Source organism: Kutzneria viridogrisea DSM 43870 (genome assembly GCF_000525635.1).
GTDB classification, from domain to species: Bacteria; Actinomycetota; Actinomycetes; order Mycobacteriales; family Pseudonocardiaceae; genus Kutzneria; species Kutzneria viridogrisea.
In genome coordinates this window covers 2764867-2781401 of sequence record NZ_CP007155.1, presented here as the reverse complement: position 1 = coordinate 2781401, position 16535 = coordinate 2764867, and the positions used below count along the sequence as shown (strand labels likewise).

The 16535-nt window shown below is 72.5% G+C and carries 18 protein-coding genes; 5 read left to right on the top strand and 13 right to left on the bottom strand.

Annotated elements, in window-relative coordinates; genetic code table 11:
- Positions 1–2 precede the first annotated feature (2 nt).
- From KALB_RS12625 to KALB_RS43835, 4 genes are read right to left on the bottom strand one after another with little or no spacing between them, the layout of a single operon-like run.
- Positions 3–1337, bottom strand: a complete 1335-nt coding sequence (locus KALB_RS12625) for a DUF58 domain-containing protein (RefSeq protein WP_025356079.1) — start codon at positions 1335–1337, stop codon at positions 3–5.
- The gene (locus tag KALB_RS12620) at positions 1334–2290 is read right to left on the bottom strand and encodes an AAA family ATPase (protein ID WP_148309453.1); all 957 of its coding nucleotides are present in this window, start codon (positions 2288–2290) and stop codon (positions 1334–1336) included. Before KALB_RS12620 ends, KALB_RS12625 begins: the two co-directional genes overlap by 4 nt.
- A gap of 20 nt (positions 2291–2310) precedes the next feature.
- On the bottom strand, positions 2311–2772 hold the full coding sequence (locus KALB_RS12615; RefSeq protein WP_148309452.1) for a hypothetical protein: 462 nt from the start codon (positions 2770–2772) through the stop codon (positions 2311–2313).
- 8 nt (positions 2773–2780) lie between these two features.
- Complete coding sequence (locus KALB_RS43835; protein ID WP_025356076.1) at positions 2781–3446, bottom strand: DUF4129 domain-containing protein; 666 nt, start codon at positions 3444–3446, stop codon at positions 2781–2783.
- A gap of 35 nt (positions 3447–3481) precedes the next feature.
- Here KALB_RS43835 and KALB_RS12605 point away from each other — a divergent pair, with 35 nt between their 5' ends.
- Both KALB_RS12605 and KALB_RS12600 read left to right on the top strand, forming a co-directional pair.
- Positions 3482–4075, top strand: a complete 594-nt coding sequence (locus tag KALB_RS12605) for an NUDIX hydrolase (protein ID WP_025356075.1) — start codon at positions 3482–3484, stop codon at positions 4073–4075.
- Positions 4076–4095: 20 nt separating this feature from the next.
- Complete coding sequence (locus KALB_RS12600; RefSeq protein ID WP_025356074.1) at positions 4096–4461, top strand: DUF2203 domain-containing protein; 366 nt, start codon at positions 4096–4098, stop codon at positions 4459–4461.
- A 197-nt stretch (positions 4462–4658) separates the two neighbouring features.
- Here the strand turns inward: KALB_RS12600 and KALB_RS12595 are convergent, their stop codons facing one another.
- The 5 genes from KALB_RS12595 to KALB_RS12575 form a co-directional block, all read right to left on the bottom strand.
- Positions 4659–6245 (bottom strand): esterase-like activity of phytase family protein, encoded by a 1587-nt coding sequence (locus KALB_RS12595; protein WP_025356073.1) that lies wholly within the window; start codon positions 6243–6245, stop codon positions 4659–4661.
- 106 nt (positions 6246–6351) lie between these two features.
- The gene (locus KALB_RS50090; protein WP_338033857.1) at positions 6352–7371 is read right to left on the bottom strand and encodes a class F sortase; all 1020 of its coding nucleotides are present in this window, start codon (positions 7369–7371) and stop codon (positions 6352–6354) included.
- Positions 7372–7376: 5 nt separating this feature from the next.
- Positions 7377–7790 (bottom strand): GVDTG sorting domain-containing protein, encoded by a 414-nt coding sequence (locus KALB_RS12585; protein WP_025356071.1) that lies wholly within the window; start codon positions 7788–7790, stop codon positions 7377–7379.
- 114 nt (positions 7791–7904) lie between these two features.
- Positions 7905–8537, bottom strand: coding sequence for a response regulator transcription factor (locus KALB_RS12580; protein WP_025356070.1), 633 nt, complete (start codon positions 8535–8537; stop codon positions 7905–7907).
- The gene (locus KALB_RS12575; protein WP_148309451.1) at positions 8534–9631 is read right to left on the bottom strand and encodes a sensor histidine kinase; all 1098 of its coding nucleotides are present in this window, start codon (positions 9629–9631) and stop codon (positions 8534–8536) included. Before KALB_RS12575 ends, KALB_RS12580 begins: the two co-directional genes overlap by 4 nt.
- A gap of 50 nt (positions 9632–9681) precedes the next feature.
- On the opposite strand from KALB_RS12575, the gene KALB_RS12570 reads away from it, so the two are divergent.
- Entirely contained in the window at positions 9682–10935 is a 1254-nt protein-coding gene (locus KALB_RS12570; protein ID WP_051912991.1) for an exonuclease domain-containing protein, read from the top strand.
- Here KALB_RS12570 and KALB_RS12565 read toward each other — a convergent pair.
- Positions 10904–11698, bottom strand: a complete 795-nt coding sequence (locus KALB_RS12565; RefSeq protein ID WP_025356067.1) for a PIG-L family deacetylase — start codon at positions 11696–11698, stop codon at positions 10904–10906. The two genes, KALB_RS12570 and KALB_RS12565, sit on opposite strands and share 32 nt — an antisense overlap.
- A gap of 10 nt (positions 11699–11708) precedes the next feature.
- Complete coding sequence (locus tag KALB_RS12560) at positions 11709–12620, bottom strand: proteasome assembly chaperone family protein (protein ID WP_025356066.1); 912 nt, start codon at positions 12618–12620, stop codon at positions 11709–11711.
- A 148-nt stretch (positions 12621–12768) separates the two neighbouring features.
- Between KALB_RS12560 and KALB_RS12555 the strand changes: the two genes are divergently transcribed.
- Both KALB_RS12555 and KALB_RS12550 read left to right on the top strand, forming a co-directional pair.
- On the top strand, positions 12769–13362 hold the full coding sequence (locus KALB_RS12555) for a PadR family transcriptional regulator (RefSeq protein WP_025356065.1): 594 nt from the start codon (positions 12769–12771) through the stop codon (positions 13360–13362).
- Positions 13359–14891, top strand: a complete 1533-nt coding sequence (locus KALB_RS12550; protein WP_081789313.1) for a DHA2 family efflux MFS transporter permease subunit — start codon at positions 13359–13361, stop codon at positions 14889–14891. The genes KALB_RS12555 and KALB_RS12550 overlap by 4 nt, the downstream gene beginning before the upstream one ends.
- Here KALB_RS12550 and KALB_RS12545 read toward each other — a convergent pair.
- Both KALB_RS12545 and KALB_RS12540 read right to left on the bottom strand, forming a co-directional pair.
- Complete coding sequence (locus tag KALB_RS12545) at positions 14867–15505, bottom strand: TetR/AcrR family transcriptional regulator (protein ID WP_025356063.1); 639 nt, start codon at positions 15503–15505, stop codon at positions 14867–14869. The genes KALB_RS12550 and KALB_RS12545 overlap by 25 nt on opposite strands.
- Positions 15502–16335 (bottom strand): oxygenase MpaB family protein, encoded by an 834-nt coding sequence (locus KALB_RS12540; protein WP_025356062.1) that lies wholly within the window; start codon positions 16333–16335, stop codon positions 15502–15504. The genes KALB_RS12545 and KALB_RS12540 overlap by 4 nt, the downstream gene beginning before the upstream one ends.
- Between the last annotated feature and the right edge of the window lie 200 nt (positions 16336–16535).

The window sequence follows — 16535 nt, the reverse complement described above, 5'->3', positions numbered from 1 at the left end:
AGTCACCGTGACCGCCTCGCACCGGGGCGCAGGACGTGCAGGCCCTGTTCGGCACTGGACCAGGGCAGCACCGCGATTCCGTGACCGCGCAAGGCGTCCAGGCGAACACGCCGCTCCAGGGTGATGATCTGCCGCACCGGCTCCCCCCAACGGTCTTCGGGCTCGGCGACCAACTCAGCGGGCAGCACGTCCACGGCCAGCACGAGGTTGCCGCGACGAGCGGCCTGCGCGGTGGCACCGACCACGGCGTCGTCGAGGAACGGGGACAGCACCACGACGAGCGCGCCGCCGGACACCTGGTGGGCGTTGAGCACCGGCCGCGAGGACCAGCCCGCGGACCGCGCGCAGACGACGAGTTGGTTGCGCAGCCTCAGCAGTTGCCGCCGACCGGCCCCGGGCCGCACGTACAGCCGCGGCCTGCCGAGGTCGACCAGACCGACCCGGTCGCCCTGGCGCAGGTAGCTCGCGGCCAGCGAGGCGGCGGCCCGCACGGCGGTGTCCAGGCTGCCGCCGGGACGCACGGCGGCTCCGCGCGCGGGCAGCGACCAGTCCGCGATCTCGGCGGCCACGTCGAACCGGGTGTCCAGCACCAGCACGACATCGGCGTCCGACTCGGCGTGGTTCTCCCGCACGTACGGCATGGAGTCGTTGCTGCGCAAGGAAACACGCCAGTCGATCCGGCGCATCCGGTCGCCGGGCTGGAACGGGCGGATGGTGCGCAGGTCCGTGCTGTCGCCGGGCCGCCGCGAGCGGTGCACGCCGACCAACCCGGCGGGGCGGGCGGGAACGGGCCCGGCGGGCAGTTCCCGCACGGGCGGCAGCAGCACCCGGCTGACCTCCCGGCCGACCATCGGGCCGTGCACGATCAACGCGTCCGGACCGGCGACGAGGTGGTCCAGGCGCAGGTCCACGCCTTCGCCCCAGGCCCGCCGGTACAGCCCGCAGGCGATCTCCGCGACCGAGGCGGGCAGCAGGTGCACCGGGCCGGGTCCAGGATTTCCCTTGTCCGGCAACCTGATCGCGAGCAGCTCGGCGCCGTGGCCCGGATCGACCCGCACGGTGGCCAGCGCGGTCTCACCGGCCTCCCCGGTCCGTGCGACCGGCAGCACGGTGACCTTCGGCGTTCCGGAGGGCTTGGTGGACAAGGCAAGCACGCTGGCGGCGAGCAGCGGGGCGCCCAGCAGGGCGAGAACCACGTTGTGCGCCAACACACCCGCCACGACCAGGCCGACACCGAGCAGCAGCCCGCGGCGCAGCGCCTCGGTGGCGTGCCAGGTCTGGTTGCGCCCGCCGAGCAGGGCCTCGCGGACCCGCCTCGCCCGCGCGAGCACCGTCACCGGGCAGCCCGGGTGCTGCTCGGGCCGGGCACCTTGTCCAGCAGTTCGGTGACCACGTCCACGCCGGTGGTGCCGGAGGTCCAGGTCTCGGGACGCAGTGTGAGCCGGTGCGCCAACCCGGCCACGGCGCACTCCTTGACGTCCTCGGGAACGACGAAGTCGCGCCCGTCGAGCACCGCGAGCGCGCGGGACACCAGCGTCAGCGCGAGCGAACCGCGCGGCGAGGCGCCGATCTCGACGGCCGGGTGCTGCCGGGTGGCGGCGACCAGGTCCACGCAGTAGCGCAGCACGTCCTCGTCCACCCGGACCTGCTCCACCCCGGCTTGCAGGCGGGCCAGTTGCGCGGCGTCCACCACGGCTGCGATCTCGGTCTCCTCGCGCTGGCGGGAAAGCCTGCGGCGCAACACCTCCAGCTCCTCGGCGGCGGGTGGGTAGCCCACGTCCAGTCGCAGCAGGAACCGGTCCAGCTGAGCCTCGGGCAACGGGTAGGTGCCTTCGTACTCAACCGGATTCGCGGTGGCCAGCACGTGGAACGGCCTGGGCAGGGGAAAAGTCCGGCCCTCGACGGTGACCTGGCGTTCCTGCATGGCCTCCAGCAGCGCCGACTGGGTCTTCGGCGGGGTGCGGTTGATCTCGTCGGCGAGCAGCAGCCCGGCGAACACCGGGCCGTGCCGGAAGGTGAACTCGCGTCCGGCCGGGTCGTACAGGAAGGAGCCTGTGACGTCGGCGGGCAGCAGGTCCGGGGTGCACTGCAAACGGCGGAACTCCAGGCCCAGTGCTTGGGCGAGGCTGCGCGCCATCAGGGTCTTGCCCAGTCCTGGCACGTCTTCCAGCAGCACGTGTCCCCCGGCGAGCACAGCGGCGACCGCCAGCCGCAGGGTGCGCCGCCTGCCGACCACGACCTCGCCCACGGCGGTGAGCACCGAGTCGCCGACCGCCGCGACCTCGGTCACGGCTGCTCCGTCCACAGTGGTCACAGTTCCTCCAGTCGGGCCAACAGGGTGCTGAGCTCCTCGGGGCCAGGCATGCGGGCGCCCCGATCGGTGAGCAGGGCGAGCAGTTCGCCGCCCAGCAGGGATTGTGCGCGTGGATCGGTCAGGTCCTCGACCCCGGCTTGGCGCAGTCTGGCCAGTGCGAGCTCGCGCAGCCTGGGCTGGATCCGGCTGCGGAACCGGCCCGCGTCGGTGGCGGCATCGGCGAGGCGCCCGCTGAGCGCGCTGGCCTGCGGGGTGGACAGGGCGCCGTCGGTGGCGGGCAGGGGCTGCCAGGCCGGTTCACTGGTCATCGGGGAACGGGCCAGCACCAACACCAACAGCCCGATCGGCAGGGTCAGCAGCGCAGCCCAGAGCACGGGTGCGCCGAGCAACCAGCTCAGGCAGGTCAGCGCCACGGCCGAGCACCCGACCGCCGAGGCGATCGCACGCGGCCAGCTCATCAGCGGGTTCACCGCGCCGCCGCCAGATCTATCGCGACCCGGTCCAGCGCCTGGGCCGCGGACTCCGCGTCCGCGTCGCTGACCTGCGCCGACTGGTCGAAGCGGGCCCGCACGTACAGGGCGCGCAACCGGGCCAGTGCCTGGGCGTCGACATGGTGCGCGGCGAGCACGGCGGCCACGAACTCGGTGGGCGTCTGCTGCGGGCGGCGGGTCGTGCCGCTGGCGGTCGCGCTGGCCTCCAGCCCGACCCAGGCCGCGATCACGCGGTCACCGGGCGGTCCGCCCTCGCGGGCTCGGAGCTGGGCCGCGGCCGTGCGGGCCCGTTGTGCGAGCACGGCGCCGCTGACCGCGGTCGGCGCGGAGTCCTCGGTGGTCACCGGGTCGGCCGTGCCGCGAACGCGGAGTTTGGGTCGCAGCCGGAGCAGGGCGACAAGTCCGGCGGCACCGAGCAGGAGGATCACCAGGATGAGGACCAGCGCGAACAGGTCGATGACGCCGCCGACCGCGGTGGGCGGGTAGCCGTCCGGCTGGGGGCTGGTGGTGCCGGTGGCCGTGATCGGCGCGGGCTGGAAGGTCGGCGCGCTGAACGTCACGGGCGAGCGGCCGCGAGCCGCGAGTGCCGCGAGCAGCAGCAGGGCGGCCAGCGACAGCAGCAGCGGGAGCCTGGCTCTCACGCGGTCGCACCGGACGGATCTGGCATGGTGGCAGCATGCCTCACCGGGACCTCGTGGACGAACGGGTTCGCCAGTTCCGACGTGTGGCCGTGACCGATCACGGCCTGCGCGCCGCGGCGGTGGCCGTGGTGCTCGTCGGCGACGGGCCGGCGGAGGGCGTCTGGCTGACCCTGCGGCCGTCACGGATGCGCGCGCACCCCGGGCAGTTCGCGCTGCCGGGCGGCAAGCTGGACCCGGGTGAGGACGCCGTGGACGCCGCGCTGCGCGAGCTGCACGAGGAGTTGGGCGTGCGGGCGGGCCGCGAGCAGGTGCTGGGGCTGCTCGACGACTACCCGACCCGTTCCGGGTACGTGATCACTCCCGTGGTGCTGCGGGTCGCCGAGGCCGTGCTGGACCCGAACCCGGCGGAGGTGGCCGAGGTGTTCCTGATCCCGCTCGCGGAACTGGACGTGCCGCCGAGGTTGCTGCGCATCCCCGAGTCGGACCGGCCCGTGGTGCAGCTGCCGCTCGTGGGCAGCCTGGTGCACGCGCCGACCGCGGCGGTGCTGCACCAGTTCCGCGAGGTCGCGCTGCACGGGCGGCACACCAGGGTCGCCCACCTGGAGCAGCCGGTGTTCGCCTGGCGCTGAGCCGGGGGCACGATGTGCACATGGGACTGTTCACCGTCGCCGAGGCCCGAGAGGAACTGGCCAGGCTGTTGCCGGTGCTGGACGAGCTGGTGCGGCTGCGCGCCGACGCCGCCGAGCTGTGCGCCTCGCTGGCACCGGACGGCCCGCCGACCCCGCTGGGCGGGCTGCCCGAGATGAAGGCGGCGCAGGCCCGGCTGGACGACCTGATGACCACCGTGCAGCGGACCGGCGCCGAGCTGAAGGGCTTCGCCCCGCTGCTGGTCGACTTCCCTGCGGATCTCGACGGGGTGCCGGTCCTGCTGTGCTGGCTGGAGGGCGACACCGAACTGGCCTGGTACCACCGCGCCGACCTGGGCTTCGCCGGCCGCCGCCGACTGGACTGCTGAGCGGCACGCAACCACAGCGCGTGTCGGCGCTTCCGGTGGCGCGTGTCGGACGTTCCCGTGCGGTGTGTTCGCCGTCCCGGTAAGGCCTCCCACGGGGTGGGAAACCGGGCCGGAAGCGCGAACTCGCCGTACCGGAAGCGCCGACACGCGCCACAGCTGGCGCCGACACGCGCTGGTTCGCCCCGGGGCGTTCGGCCTCAGCGGACGGTGATCGTCACGGTGGCGGTGCTGGTCGCGGCGGGCAGGCGGGTCGTGTCCACCACGAGGAACTCGCCGTCGTCCTGGCGGCCGTTGGGCTGGCTCTTCACGTGCAACTGGTACGGCGCCGTCGAGTTGGTGATGCCGTCGATGCCGAAGTCGCTGTCGTTGCTGATCACCAGCGTGCGACCACCGTTGATCGCGGCCACGCCCTCCACCTTGTCGTGACCGAAGAAGCCGCCGCTGGGGTCCAGGCCGCTGACCAGGCCGCCGAGGTCCAGGTGCAGCGACTTGGCCACCGGCCTGATGCCGACCTTGGCCAGGTCAGCCGTGGCCGTGGCGGTGTCGTCGGTGCCCACGTACGCGTCGATGCTGTGCTTGTCGGGGCCGACGAGCAGGCCACCCTTGCCCGCGTCGTAACCCGCGGCGGCCGGACCCACGTCGGTGGCCCCGGCCAGGTCGATCTTGAACAGCTTCTTGTACGCGCCGGGCTCCGGCTTGCCGTCACGCTCGTCGACCAGGAACGTGGTGCTGCTCAGCGCGGTGATCTCACTGACCGCCCCGCTGTGGGTCTTCGGGTCGTCGAGCAGGTACAGGTACTCGTGCGTGGCCTTGCTGCGCAGGTCGTAGGTCACGATGCGCAGGGTGGTGACGTTCGCGGGCTTCTTGGTCAGGTCGGGCTGCTGCAACGCCGACTGCATGATGCCGACCAGGGTCCGGCCGTCCGGGGTGACGGTCAGCCCCTCCATGCCCTTGTTCGGCACGCGGTTGGCGAGCTCGGCGGGCAGCGAGCCGTCGAAGGGCGAAAGCCTTTGCAGGGCACGGCCGTCGCGGTCGAAGTGGGTGATGAACGGGCCGTACTCGTCGGAGACCCAGAACGTGCCGTCGGGCAGGGCCACGATCCCCTCGGGGTCGTAGCCGTTGGGGTCGGCGGCCAGCGGGACCCCGTTGATGTCCACAATGGACTCACCGGTGTTCGCCGCCGTGCTGACCCGTCCGCTGTACGGGGTGCCGTCGGCCGCACGTAGCGGGATCTTCCTGCGCAGCACGGCCTTGCCGTCCACGAGCTGGAAGCGGCCGATGCTGGGCGTGAACGAGGTCAGCGGCTCGATCTTGACCCCGTTAGGCCCGTCCACGTTGGGGCCGCGGTCGGTCAGGCCGTAGAACTCGTCGCAGGAACCGGGCACCGGGGTCAGCCCGGACCCGTAGCCGCCGCCAGTGATCGGCACCCCGCCGACCGTGGCCAGCGCGGGCAGGTTCGTGCGGTACAGCCGGACCGCGTCGCTGGCGGTGTAGGTGAAGCTGTCGGTCCCGGTGAACCCGGCGGCCGGGGTGTAGCGGAAGGTGCCGTCGGGATTGATGTCCAGCGAGCCGTGCGCGGGGGCGGTGTGCGAGACGACGGTCAGCGGATTGCCCCGGTCGTTGCCCAGCACACCTCGGCCGTGCGTGGTCAGCGTCTGGCCAGCGCGCACCCGGTAGCTGTCGGCGACGGTCCCCAGCGGGTGACCGGCGGCCTGCGCGGTCCCGCCGGACAACAGGGTCAGTGCGACGGTCCCCGCGATGGCGGCGATCCCTCGACGGTTCATCGTTCCTCCTCAGCGCACCCGGTGGTGCACCGCGGGAGTCTCACCAGCGGAGGTGGACGCGGCGGGTCCGCCGGGCGTCCAGTCGATGAACAGTGCCGGGGAGCGCTCAGGGCGCCAACGCGGCGTAAACGATCGTGTTGTCCCGGTAGCTGCCCGCGCTGTGGTCGAAGGAACCGCCGCAGGTGATCACGCGCAGTTCCGGCTTCCCGTTGTCCCCGTAGACCTCCTGGGTCGGGAAGTTCGTCTTGGGCGCCTGCTCGACCTTGTACACCACGAACCGTGCTGTGGTCCCGTCCTGGCGCGGCACCAGGATCTCGGTGCCCGCGGTCACCTCGCGCAGCCGGTAGAACACGCCCTCCTTGTTCGCCCCGTCCACGTGCCCCAGCAGCACGGCCGAACCCTTCTCCCCCGGCGTGGGACCGTTGGCGTACCAGCCCGCCTGCATCGGCTGGCTCACCGGGGGCACCTGCACGGTCTGATCCGCGTTGAGCCCCAAGGACACCAGGGAGGAGTCCACCCCGATGCTCGGGATGCGCACCCGCAGCGGTGTCGACTTGGCCATCGGCTCGCCGGTGCTGCCTGCGGAGTTGGTGAAGCCCACGGCCGCCACGGCGTGCGTGATCTCGTCGCGGAAGCCGTAGCCCACGATGCCCAGCCCGACCAGGACGAGCAGGGCGGCGACCGCCCCTGCCCCACCGCGACGCCTGCGCGGCGGCCGCACCGACCGCTGCCGGGAAGCCTTGGGCTGCTGGAACCGCAGGGTCGGCTCGCGCCGAACCGGTTGAGCCGCAACGGCTTGGGGCTGGCGCCAGTCCGGTCGCCGCTGCTCGGGCCGCGGCTGCCGCGGGCGGTGCGCCTGCGGTTGCGGCCAACCCGGTTGCGAGCCGCCGGGCTGGCGCTGGCAGCGCGCGTCAGGGTGCGGCCAACCCTGTTGCAGGCCGCCCGGCTGCGGCCCGGTCTGCCGCTGCGGCCAACCCGGCTGCGGCGAACCCTGTTGTGCCTGAGCCCCACCCGCCTGCGGCCACGCCGGGGGCGGCACGGGCCGCGCACCGCCGACCGGGCCGCGGGGCGGTACCGGCAACGCCCTGGCCGGGTGCGGGTCCCGGCCAGGGAACTGCGGGTGCACGGCGGTCAGCCCTGGGTCGCGCGGCGCCGCAGCGCCCAGACGCCGACGCCGCCACCGGCGAGGACCACGGCGCCGCCCATGGCGATCAGGCCGAGGTTGCCGCCCTCGTCAGCGGTGCCGCCGCCACCGGTCTGCGGGGCGCCCTTGGGCACCTCACCGGACTTGGCGGTGGTGCTCGGCGCGCGGGTCACCGTGGAGCTGGGCGCCTTGCTGGACGGGCTGGTGGTGACGGTCGTCGTCGGCGCGGCGGAGGAGCTCGGAGCCGTCGTGCTCTCCGTGGTGGTGGGCGCCGAGGTGGTGGTGTCGGCGGCGACCACGGCGCGGGGCTGCCCCTCCGCGGCCATCGCGACGGGCGCCGCGGCCAGCACGGCCATCGCGCCGAGCAGGCTGCCACCGACCAGTACCCGAGTGATCTTCATGAGCTGTCCTTTCCCCGACTTGCCTGTCGAAGAGGAAGACGTCGGCCCGGCACCGGGGTTGACCTGCGGTGTTCCTGCCCACGGTCAGGCAACCTTTGCCCCAAGATCAGCGTCTTACAGGTCCAGACCCGCGCGCACGGCGAGCACCGCGAGCTGGACCCGGTTGGCGCAGCCGGTCTTGGCCGCCAGCGCGGACACGTGCGTCTTCACCGTGGTCACGGCCAGGAACAGGCGCTCGCCGATCTCCGCGTTGGACGCGCCGGTGGCCAGCAGGGCCAGCACCTCGCGCTCCCGCTCGGTCAGCGCGGGCAACTCGGCACGCGTGCCAGTACCCATGGCCCGGGACACGATGCGCGCCAACACCTCCGGGCTGAACACGGTCTCGCCCGCGGCCACGGCGCGGATCGCGGCCAGCACCCGTTCCGGCTCGGCGTGCTTGGCCAGGAACCCGGCGGCCCCGGCCCGCAGCGCCGCGTACAGGTGCTCGTCCTCGTCGAAGGTGGTCAGCACCAGCACCCGCGAGCCGGGGTGGTCGCGGGCGATCAGCTCGGTGGCGCGCACCCCGTCCATCACCGGCATGCGCAGGTCCATCACCACCACCTCGGGCGCGTCCGCGCACACCGCGCGCAGCGCCACCTCGCCGTTCCCGGCCTCCCCCACCACCTCCAGGTCGGCCGCGCTCTGGCACAGCATGCGCAGTCCCGCGCGCACGATCGGCTGGTCGTCCACCAGCAGCACCCCGGTCACGAGGGCACCGCGGGCACCAGCGCCCGGACCCGCCAGCCTTCGGTGGTCGGCCCGGCCAGCAGCGTGCCACCGAGCAGGTCCACCCGCTCCCGCATGCCGACCAGCCCCCAGCCGGTGCCGGTCTGGGCCAGTGCCCGCGTGCTGTTGAGGATGTCGACCTCCACCGCGTCCTCGCGGGTCGTCACGCGCACCCGCACCTTGCCGCCGGGCGCCCCGTGCTTGACGACGTTGGTCAAGCTCTCCTGGGTCACCCGCAGCACCGCCAGCCCCTGCACCGCCTCGACCCGGCTCAGGTCGTCCACGTGCCAGTCCACCCGGAACTCCTCGCGCAGGGTCCGCTCCAGCTCGGCCAGCGCACCGGCCAGGTTGGTGGGGTTCAGCAGCGGGGCCAGTTCCCGGTCGGTCATGCCCGGGTCGCGCAGCAGGTCGAGCATCTGCCGCACCTGGCGCAGGCTGGTGGTGGCGGCTTGACGCACGTCGTCAAGTACTTCGCTCAGCGGGTCGCCCAACTCCGGGTGGGCGTAGCGGGCGGCGGTCACCCGCAGCGCGATGGAGGACAGGTGGTGCGCGGTGATGTCGTGCAACTCCCTGGCCAGGGCCGTGCGCTCGGTGGTGCGCACCCGGGCCTCGGCGTCGCGGGCGTGCTCCTGGGCGGCCACCGCCAGTGCGCGCAGCGAGCGGATGTACAGCCCGAGCAGCACCGGGGCGGCGACCATGCTGCACACGGCCAGGTAGAAGGCGGGCGGGGCCTGGTCCAGCCGCCAGTTGCCGAGCTTGAGCAGCACGGCGGCCAGGGCCGCCAGCACGCCGAGTGCCAGCGGCCAGCCGCGGCGGCGCACGGGCAGTTCGGCGGCCGACACCAGCAGCAGCAACAACACCGCGTCCGAGGCGGGCGGGTCCAGTCTGCCCGCGACCAGCACGAGTCCGCACTGGGCCAGCACGGACAGCAGCGGGAACCGTGGAACGGCCAGCAACACCGCGCAGGACAGCGCGAGCCAGAGCCAGCCGCGGGCGGTCACCAGGCCCTCGCCGATCACCAACAGGTAGCCGAGGGCGAAGGCCATCGGCACCAGGCGCACGGGCAGAGAATGCACCCGAACGACATTAGGCCCTTTGGGCGTGACCGCGCGGAAACGGTAACCGAGTGCCACGGCGTGGCGACATCAAGGACATGGCCGGTGGGTTCGCGGTGATCGACGTGGAGACGACGGGGCTGTCAGCGGACCGGCACGACCGTGTGGTCGAGGTGGCGGTGGTGCGGCTGGACGCGGGCGGCCAACCGGAAGGTGAGTGGTGCACGCTGGTCAACCCGCAGCGGGACATGGGGCCGCAGCACATCCACCGGATCTCCGCGGCGCAGGCCAGACTGGCGCCGACCTTCGCCGACATCGCCGGTGATCTCGCCGCACAACTGGCGGGCCGGGTGCTCGTGGCGCACAACCTGCCCTTCGACGCGCGCTTCGTGCAGGCGGAGTACGCGCGGCTGGGCAGCGTCGCCGAGCTGGCGGTCGCGCCGGGGCTGTGCACGATGCGGCTTGCCACCGAGTTGCTGGACTCCCCCAGCCGCAAGCTCGCCGCGTGCTGCGCGGTGGCGGGCGTGCCGTTGACCAACGCGCACTCGGCGCTCTACGACGCGCGAGCGGCGGCCGGTCTGCTGCGCTACTTCCTGCGCGACAACGGGTCCACCTGGCAGCACCTGGTGGACCAGGCACTGGTGTGGCCGTGGCCGGTGCTGCCCGAGCCGTGCGGGCGCAGGTTGCTGCGCGGGCACACGCCCAGGGCGCCGATCCACTTCCTGGCCCGGCTCGTGGACCGACTGCCCCGGGTCACCGAGCCGCCCAACGCCGACGCCTACCTGGCCGTGCTGGACAACGCCCTGTTGGACCGGCACGTCTCGGACACCGAGCAGGACGCGCTGGTGGACACGGCCACCGCGCTGGGGCTGGACCGCGAGCAGGTCCTCGGCCTGCACTGGAACTACCTGCTGGGGCTGGCCCGCGCGGCCTGGGCCGACGAGGTGGTGACCGCGGCCGAACGCGCGGACCTGGTGCTGGTGGCGCGGTTGCTGGGACTGGCCGAGCAGGACGTGGAACTGGCTCTGGAGCAGACCCTCGGCCAGGGGGACGCGCACGAGCGCTTCCGGCTGCTGCCCGGTGATCAGGTGGTGTTCACCGGGCAGACCTCGGTGCGCCCGCGCGAGCAGTGGGAGCAGGTGGCCCGCGAGCGCGGGTTGCGGGTGCACGGCGGGGTCACCAAGCGGACCAGGCTGGTGATCGCCGCCGACCCGGACTCGGCCTCCGGCAAGGCCGCGAAGGCCCGCACCTACGGCATCCCGATCGTCACCGAGCAGGCCTTCGAGCGGCTGCTCACAGACCTGCCATCAGGTCCGTCTCGGTGATGCCGGGGCCCTGGCCAGCGCGGATGAACCACTCGGTGCCGAAGGAGTAGCGGAAACCCTCCTCGGGCATGGCCAGGAAGAAGGACTGCTCGCTGATCTGGCTGGCGTGCGCGCGCATGGCCTTGCGCTTGTACTCCAGGAACTCAGTGACGTCCACGGCCGCGGTCAGCTCGGACTCGGGCTTGCCGAACTGCACGTCCTCCTGGACCTGCGGCATCTCGATGCCCGCCGCGGCGGCCTGCTCGGCGAAGGCCTTCATGCCGCGCACCATGTGGTCCCGGTTCATCGTGCTCTGGTAGACCCTTGGCGTACCAGCGAGTTCGGCCGCGCGCATGCCGACGCGGTGCACCTGGATGTGGTCCGGGTGCCCGTAGCCGCCGTTGTCGTCGTAGCAGGTGAGCACGTCCGCGTTCTCCTCGCGCAGGATCGCGGCCAACTGCTGCGCGGCCTGCTCCACCGAGGCGGTCCAGAACGAGCCGGGCTCCTCGTTGGTGGGCCTGCCCATCATGCCGGAGTCCACGTAGCCCAGGAACTCCACGCGCTGCACGCCGAGGATCTCCGCCGAGGCGTGCGTCTCGGCAACCCTGCGCTGCCACAGCGGTTCGCCCTCGGCGAGGAAGCCCTCGGCCACCTCGCCGTGCTCACCCCTGGTGGCGACCACGAGCACGACCCGGTGGCCCTGCTCGTGCGCCTTGCGCATGACCCCACCGCAGCCGATGCACTCGTCGTCGGGGTGGGCGTGGAAAGTGACCATGGTCGCCATTGGCGTGAGGCTACCCCTCGGTCCCGCTCTGCTCGGCCAGGAACCGCTCGAACTCCGTGCCCAACTCCTCCGCCGTGGGCAGTTCCATGTCCTCGGTCAGCAGGCTCTCCCGCTGCGCGGCCTCGGCGAAGGTGTCGTACTGGCGCTCCAGCGCGCGCACCACGTCGGCCACCTCCTCCGAGCCCTCCACCTGGCGGTCGATCTCCACGTCGGTGCGCTTGGCCGCCTCGCGCAGGGCCTGCTCGGGCAGGTCCAGACCGGTGCCCTGGCCCAGCGCCGCCAGCAACCGCAGGGCGGCGGCGTGGTAGGCGGTCTGCGCCAGGTAGTGCGGCACGTGCGCGGCGTACCCGGAGGCGTCGCGGCCCGCCTCGCCGAGCCGGAACTCCAGCAGCGCGGCGAAACTGCCCGGCACCTGGAGCCGGTTGGGCATCTGCTCGTGCCGGCCGATCAGCTCGGGGCGGGTGCCGTGCGCGGTGACGCCCAGCGACCTGGTGTGCGGCACGCCCATCGGGATGCCGTGGAAGGAGGTGGCCATGCGCACACCCCAGCGGTCCATCAGGTTGCGCACCGCCTGCACGACCAGTTCCCACTCGTGGTCGGGCTCCGGCCCGGTCAGCAGTAGGAACGGGCTGCCCGCCAGGTCGTGCAGCAGGTGCACGACCAGTTCGGGCGTCTGGTAGTCGGCCCAGTGGTCGGTGGCGTAGGTCATCAGCGGCCGCCGCGAGCGGTAGTCGATCAGCCGGTCCACGTCGAAACGCGCCACCACGCGGTGCTCCAGCCGCTCCAGCAGGTGCTCGACCACGAGCTTGCCCGCCATGCCCGCGTCCATGAACCCGTCGAAGTGGTGCAGGAGCACGGCCCCGTCCAGCTCGGGCACACCCGGCTCGACCTCGTAGTACAGCTCCTCGGGATCCCGCCCCACCAGAGTCCTCCCTCATACCTCGCACGCGTGCCTACCTCCTTCCAACGTACGGAGGTGTCCAGCACATTCCTGATCCGGGCGCTGGACTTCTCGGTAGCCCACTCCGTATAGTCCACGTGGAATAAACGACACGGAGGATCAGCACCCGGTGGCGACCGCGAAACTCACCCCACTCGCGCTGGCAGTGCTCGAACTGCTCGCCGAGCGGCCGATGCACCCCTACGAGATCGCCCAGCTCATGCGTGAGCGGCAGATGGACCGCCGGGTCAAGGTGAAGGCCGGCTCGCTCTACCACACGGTGGAACGCCTGCACGGCCAGGAACTGATCGAGGTGGTGGACACCCAGCGGGACGGGCGCAGGCCCGAGCGCACGGTGTACGGCATGACCGAGGCGGGCCGCGCCGCGCTGGTGGCGCGGGCAAGCGAGATCATCGGCAGCGTCGCCGAGGAGTACCCCGAGTTCACCAGCGGCCTCGGTGTGGTCAACGACCTGGACCGCGAGCAGGCGCTGACCCAACTGCGCCGCCGCGAGCAGGTGCTGGTCGAGCAGTCCTCGGTGGACGAGCTGATCAACGCCGAGCTCACCGGCAAGGCGCTGCCGCCGATCTACTGGCTGGACTTCCAGTACGTGCGGGACCTGCGCGCGTTCGAGCTGGCCTGGACCAGGCGGCTCATCGAGGACATCGACAGCGGCCGGCTGCGGTGGCAGCCCAGGACCGCCCACGAGAACGGAACACCATGACCACCCGCACGACCAGCCCGTGGGCGGCGCTGTCCGCGCTGTGCCTGGGCTTCTTCATGATCCTGCTGGACAGCACGATCGTGTCCATCGCGATGCCCGCGATGCTGCGCGAGCTGGACGCCAGCCTGAACGCGGTGGTCTGGGTCACCAGCGTGTACCTGCTGGCCTACGCCGTGCCCATGCTGCTGGCCTCCCGACTGGGCGACCGGTTCGGGCCCAAACGGCTCTACCTGGTCGGCCTGGCCGTGTTCACCGGGGCCTCGCTGTGGTGCGGGCTGTCCGGCTCGGTCGGCTGGCTGATCGCCGCCCGCGCCGTGCAGGGGCTGGGCGCCGCGCTGATGACCCCGCAGACCCTGGCCTTCATCAGCCACCTGTTCCCGCCCGCCAGGCGCGGCACGGCGATGGGCATGTGGGGCGCGGTCGCGGGCCTGGCCACGGTGGCCGGCCCGCTGCTGGGCGGCCTGCTGGTGGACGGCCTGGGCTGGCAGTGGATCTTCTACGTGAACGTGCCGATCGGCGTGGTCGCGCTGGCCGCCACCGCCGTGCTCGTGCCCGACTGGCAGCCCAGGCACGCGCACTCCTTCGACGTGCTGGGCATCCTGTTGTCCGGGGCCGGGCTGCTGTGCCTGGTGTTCGGCCTGCAGAACGGGCAGCAGTTCGGCTGGGACGCGGGCGTGTTCGAGTTCATCGGCGCCGGACTGGCCCTGCTGGTCGCCTTCGTGGTGTGGCAGCGGTTCAACCGCCGTGAACCCCTTGTGCCGCTGGAGGTCTTCGCCAACCGGGGCTTCTCCGCCGGCAGCCTCACCTCGGTTGCCGTGGGCTTCTCGATCACCAGCATGTTCGTGCCGCTGATCATCTACTTGCAGACCGTGATCGGCCTGAGCCCGCTCATGGCCGGGGTGCTGACCGCGCCCACCTCGCTGCTGTCCGGGGTCGTCGCGCCCTTCGTCGGCCGCCTGTCCGACCGCGTCAACGGCAAGTACCTGGTGATGTTCGGGCTGGTCGCGACCGCGGCCGGGCTGGTCGTCGTGGCGTTGCAGGCCACGCCAACCGGCAACCCGTGGACCCTGCTGCCCGGCCTGCTGGTGTCCGGGCTGGGCATCGGCTTCGTGTTCACACCGATGAGCAACCTCACCATGGGTTCGGTGCCGCCGAAGCTGACCGGAACCGCCTCGGGCATCTACAACACGGCGCGCCAGATCGGCAGCGTACTGGGCAGCGCGGCGGTCGGCGTGCTGTTGCAGGCGCGGATCACCGCCGCGATGACCGAGGAGGCGGCCAAGCTGCCCGCGGCGATGCGCCAGCGGTTCCTGGACAGCATGGCCAACTCCGCCAACGAGTTCGGCTCCAGCACCGCGGGGCAGGCGCCCCCGCAGATCACCGAGGCCGTCCACAACGGACTGACCACGGCGATGAGCCAGACCATGGTGCTGCCGATCCTGGTGCTGCTGCTGGGAGTGATCTCCGCCGCGGCGATGAAGCGCAGCGCCCGCAAGCAGGCCGCTCAGCCCGAGCCGGTCGGCGTCTGAGACAGCTGCGCCAGGCCGAACACCGGCACGATGTGCCGCCGTGCGAACTCCCGCGCGGCGGCCACCTCGTCCACCGGGATCCGGGTCCGCCGGGTCAGCGCCAGGGACAGCGCCACGCGGGCGATCATCTCGGCCACCGGCTCCGGCGCGAACCCGGGCACCTGGCCAGCGCGCTGGAGCCGCACCACGAACTCGGCGAGGTAGTCGGTGCCGATGCCCAGCAGAGCCGCACCGTCCACAGTGAGCAGTGGCAGCACGGCCTCCGGCTCGGTGTTGAGCAGGCGTGCCAACAGTTTCTGGCGGCGCAGGCCGTGCAGGAAGGCCACGAACAACTCGACGACCTGCTCCCGTGCCCCAGCGGACTGGTCCACCCCGCGGTCCACGGCGGTGACGAATCGGCGTGCCTCCCGCAGGGTCACCGCGTGGACCAGTTCGGGTTTCTGCGTGAACCGGCGGTACAGCGTTGCCTGGCTGATCTCCGCCCTGCGCGCGACCTCCGCCATGCTGGTACGCCGGATCCCGTAGTCCAGGAAGGCCGCCAGCGCGGCGTCCAGGACCTCGGTGTGCTCCTCGGCTGAGGCGTCGCGGATCAGCGCCAGCAGGTCGGCCGTCACGCGGGGACCCCGCGGGCGGCCCGCCTCGCCCGGTACGCCAACGGGTACTGCCGCAGCCGCTCGGGCACCAGCGGGGCGGTGGCCCGCACCGCTGCCGCGAACCGGCGCAGCCTGCGCTCGTGCACGTCCGTCCACTCCAGACCGAGCTTCTCGCGCAGCGCGGGCGGCAGCGTGCCGACGGTCGTGTCGTACAGCGCGAAGCGGCCCAGCGGGCGCAGCGGGGCCCACAGCGCCTTCGGGAAAAGCCGCCACGGGGGCGGCGGCACGTCGTTCAACGTCAACGACTCCAACAGGTCCTGTGCGGCGGGGTTCGGCGCCAACCTGGTGTCGATCATGCCGTCCAGGTAGGTGTGGAACTCCCCCAGTGTCGGCGGCATGCGGCGCTGCGCCACGCCCAGCACCAGACCGGCCTGCCGCCACTCCGCGTAGAACTGCCGCTGCTGCGCGCCGGTCAGCGGCTGCTCGAACAGCCCGTACAACTCCAGCATGGAGCTGAAGATCGACAGGTGCACCCAGGCGTACGGCTCCGGGTGCAGCGCGCTGTACCGCTCCCCGTGGAACCCGGTGCCCCGGATCGACCTGTGCGTCTCGCGCAGCCGCTGACCTTCGGCCACCGCGTCGGGGCCGCCGAACAACTGGGTGACCAGCGAGCCGACGGTCCGCTCCAGGCGGCCCCAGGGGTCGGTGCGGAACACCGAGTGGTCGTGCACGCCCGCGCCGATCACCGGGTGCATGACCTGCATCAGCAGCGACCTGCCCGCCAGCAGCAGGGCCCTGCGGTCGAAGCCCAGCCGCCAGGCCAGGGAGTCCGGTCCCAGTGGAGCCGCCATGCCCGCACCTCCGCGCGCCGACACGCTGAGAGACTTCTCCTCTCACCCTCTCACGGCCCGGCTCACCCCGCACCCCGGCGAGTCCCGCTCTCCCGCACGCGAGTCCCGCTCAGTGGAGCGCGAGTCCCGGTCATCGACACGCCGACCCCGGCCCCAGAGCGGGACTCGGCCGCCCCAGGACGGGACTCGGGCTCCCCAGA

Excerpts from the sequence above, each read along its gene's own strand:
- KALB_RS12550 (WP_081789313.1), top strand. The coding sequence starts at position 13,359 with ATGACCACCCGCACGACCAGCCCGTGGGCGGCGCTGTCCGCGCTGTGC.
- KALB_RS12540 (WP_025356062.1), bottom strand. The coding sequence starts at position 16,335 with ATGGCGGCTCCACTGGGACCGGACTCCCTGGCCTGGCGGCTGGGCTTC.
- KALB_RS12605 (WP_025356075.1), top strand. The coding sequence starts at position 3,482 with ATGCCTCACCGGGACCTCGTGGACGAACGGGTTCGCCAGTTCCGACGT.
- KALB_RS12595 (WP_025356073.1), bottom strand. The coding sequence starts at position 6,245 with ATGAACCGTCGAGGGATCGCCGCCATCGCGGGGACCGTCGCACTGACC.
- KALB_RS12615 (WP_148309452.1), bottom strand. The coding sequence starts at position 2,772 with ATGAGCTGGCCGCGTGCGATCGCCTCGGCGGTCGGGTGCTCGGCCGTG.
- KALB_RS12565 (WP_025356067.1), bottom strand. The coding sequence starts at position 11,698 with ATGGCGACCATGGTCACTTTCCACGCCCACCCCGACGACGAGTGCATC.
- KALB_RS12600 (WP_025356074.1), top strand. The coding sequence starts at position 4,096 with ATGGGACTGTTCACCGTCGCCGAGGCCCGAGAGGAACTGGCCAGGCTG.
- KALB_RS12585 (WP_025356071.1), bottom strand. The coding sequence starts at position 7,790 with ATGAAGATCACTCGGGTACTGGTCGGTGGCAGCCTGCTCGGCGCGATG.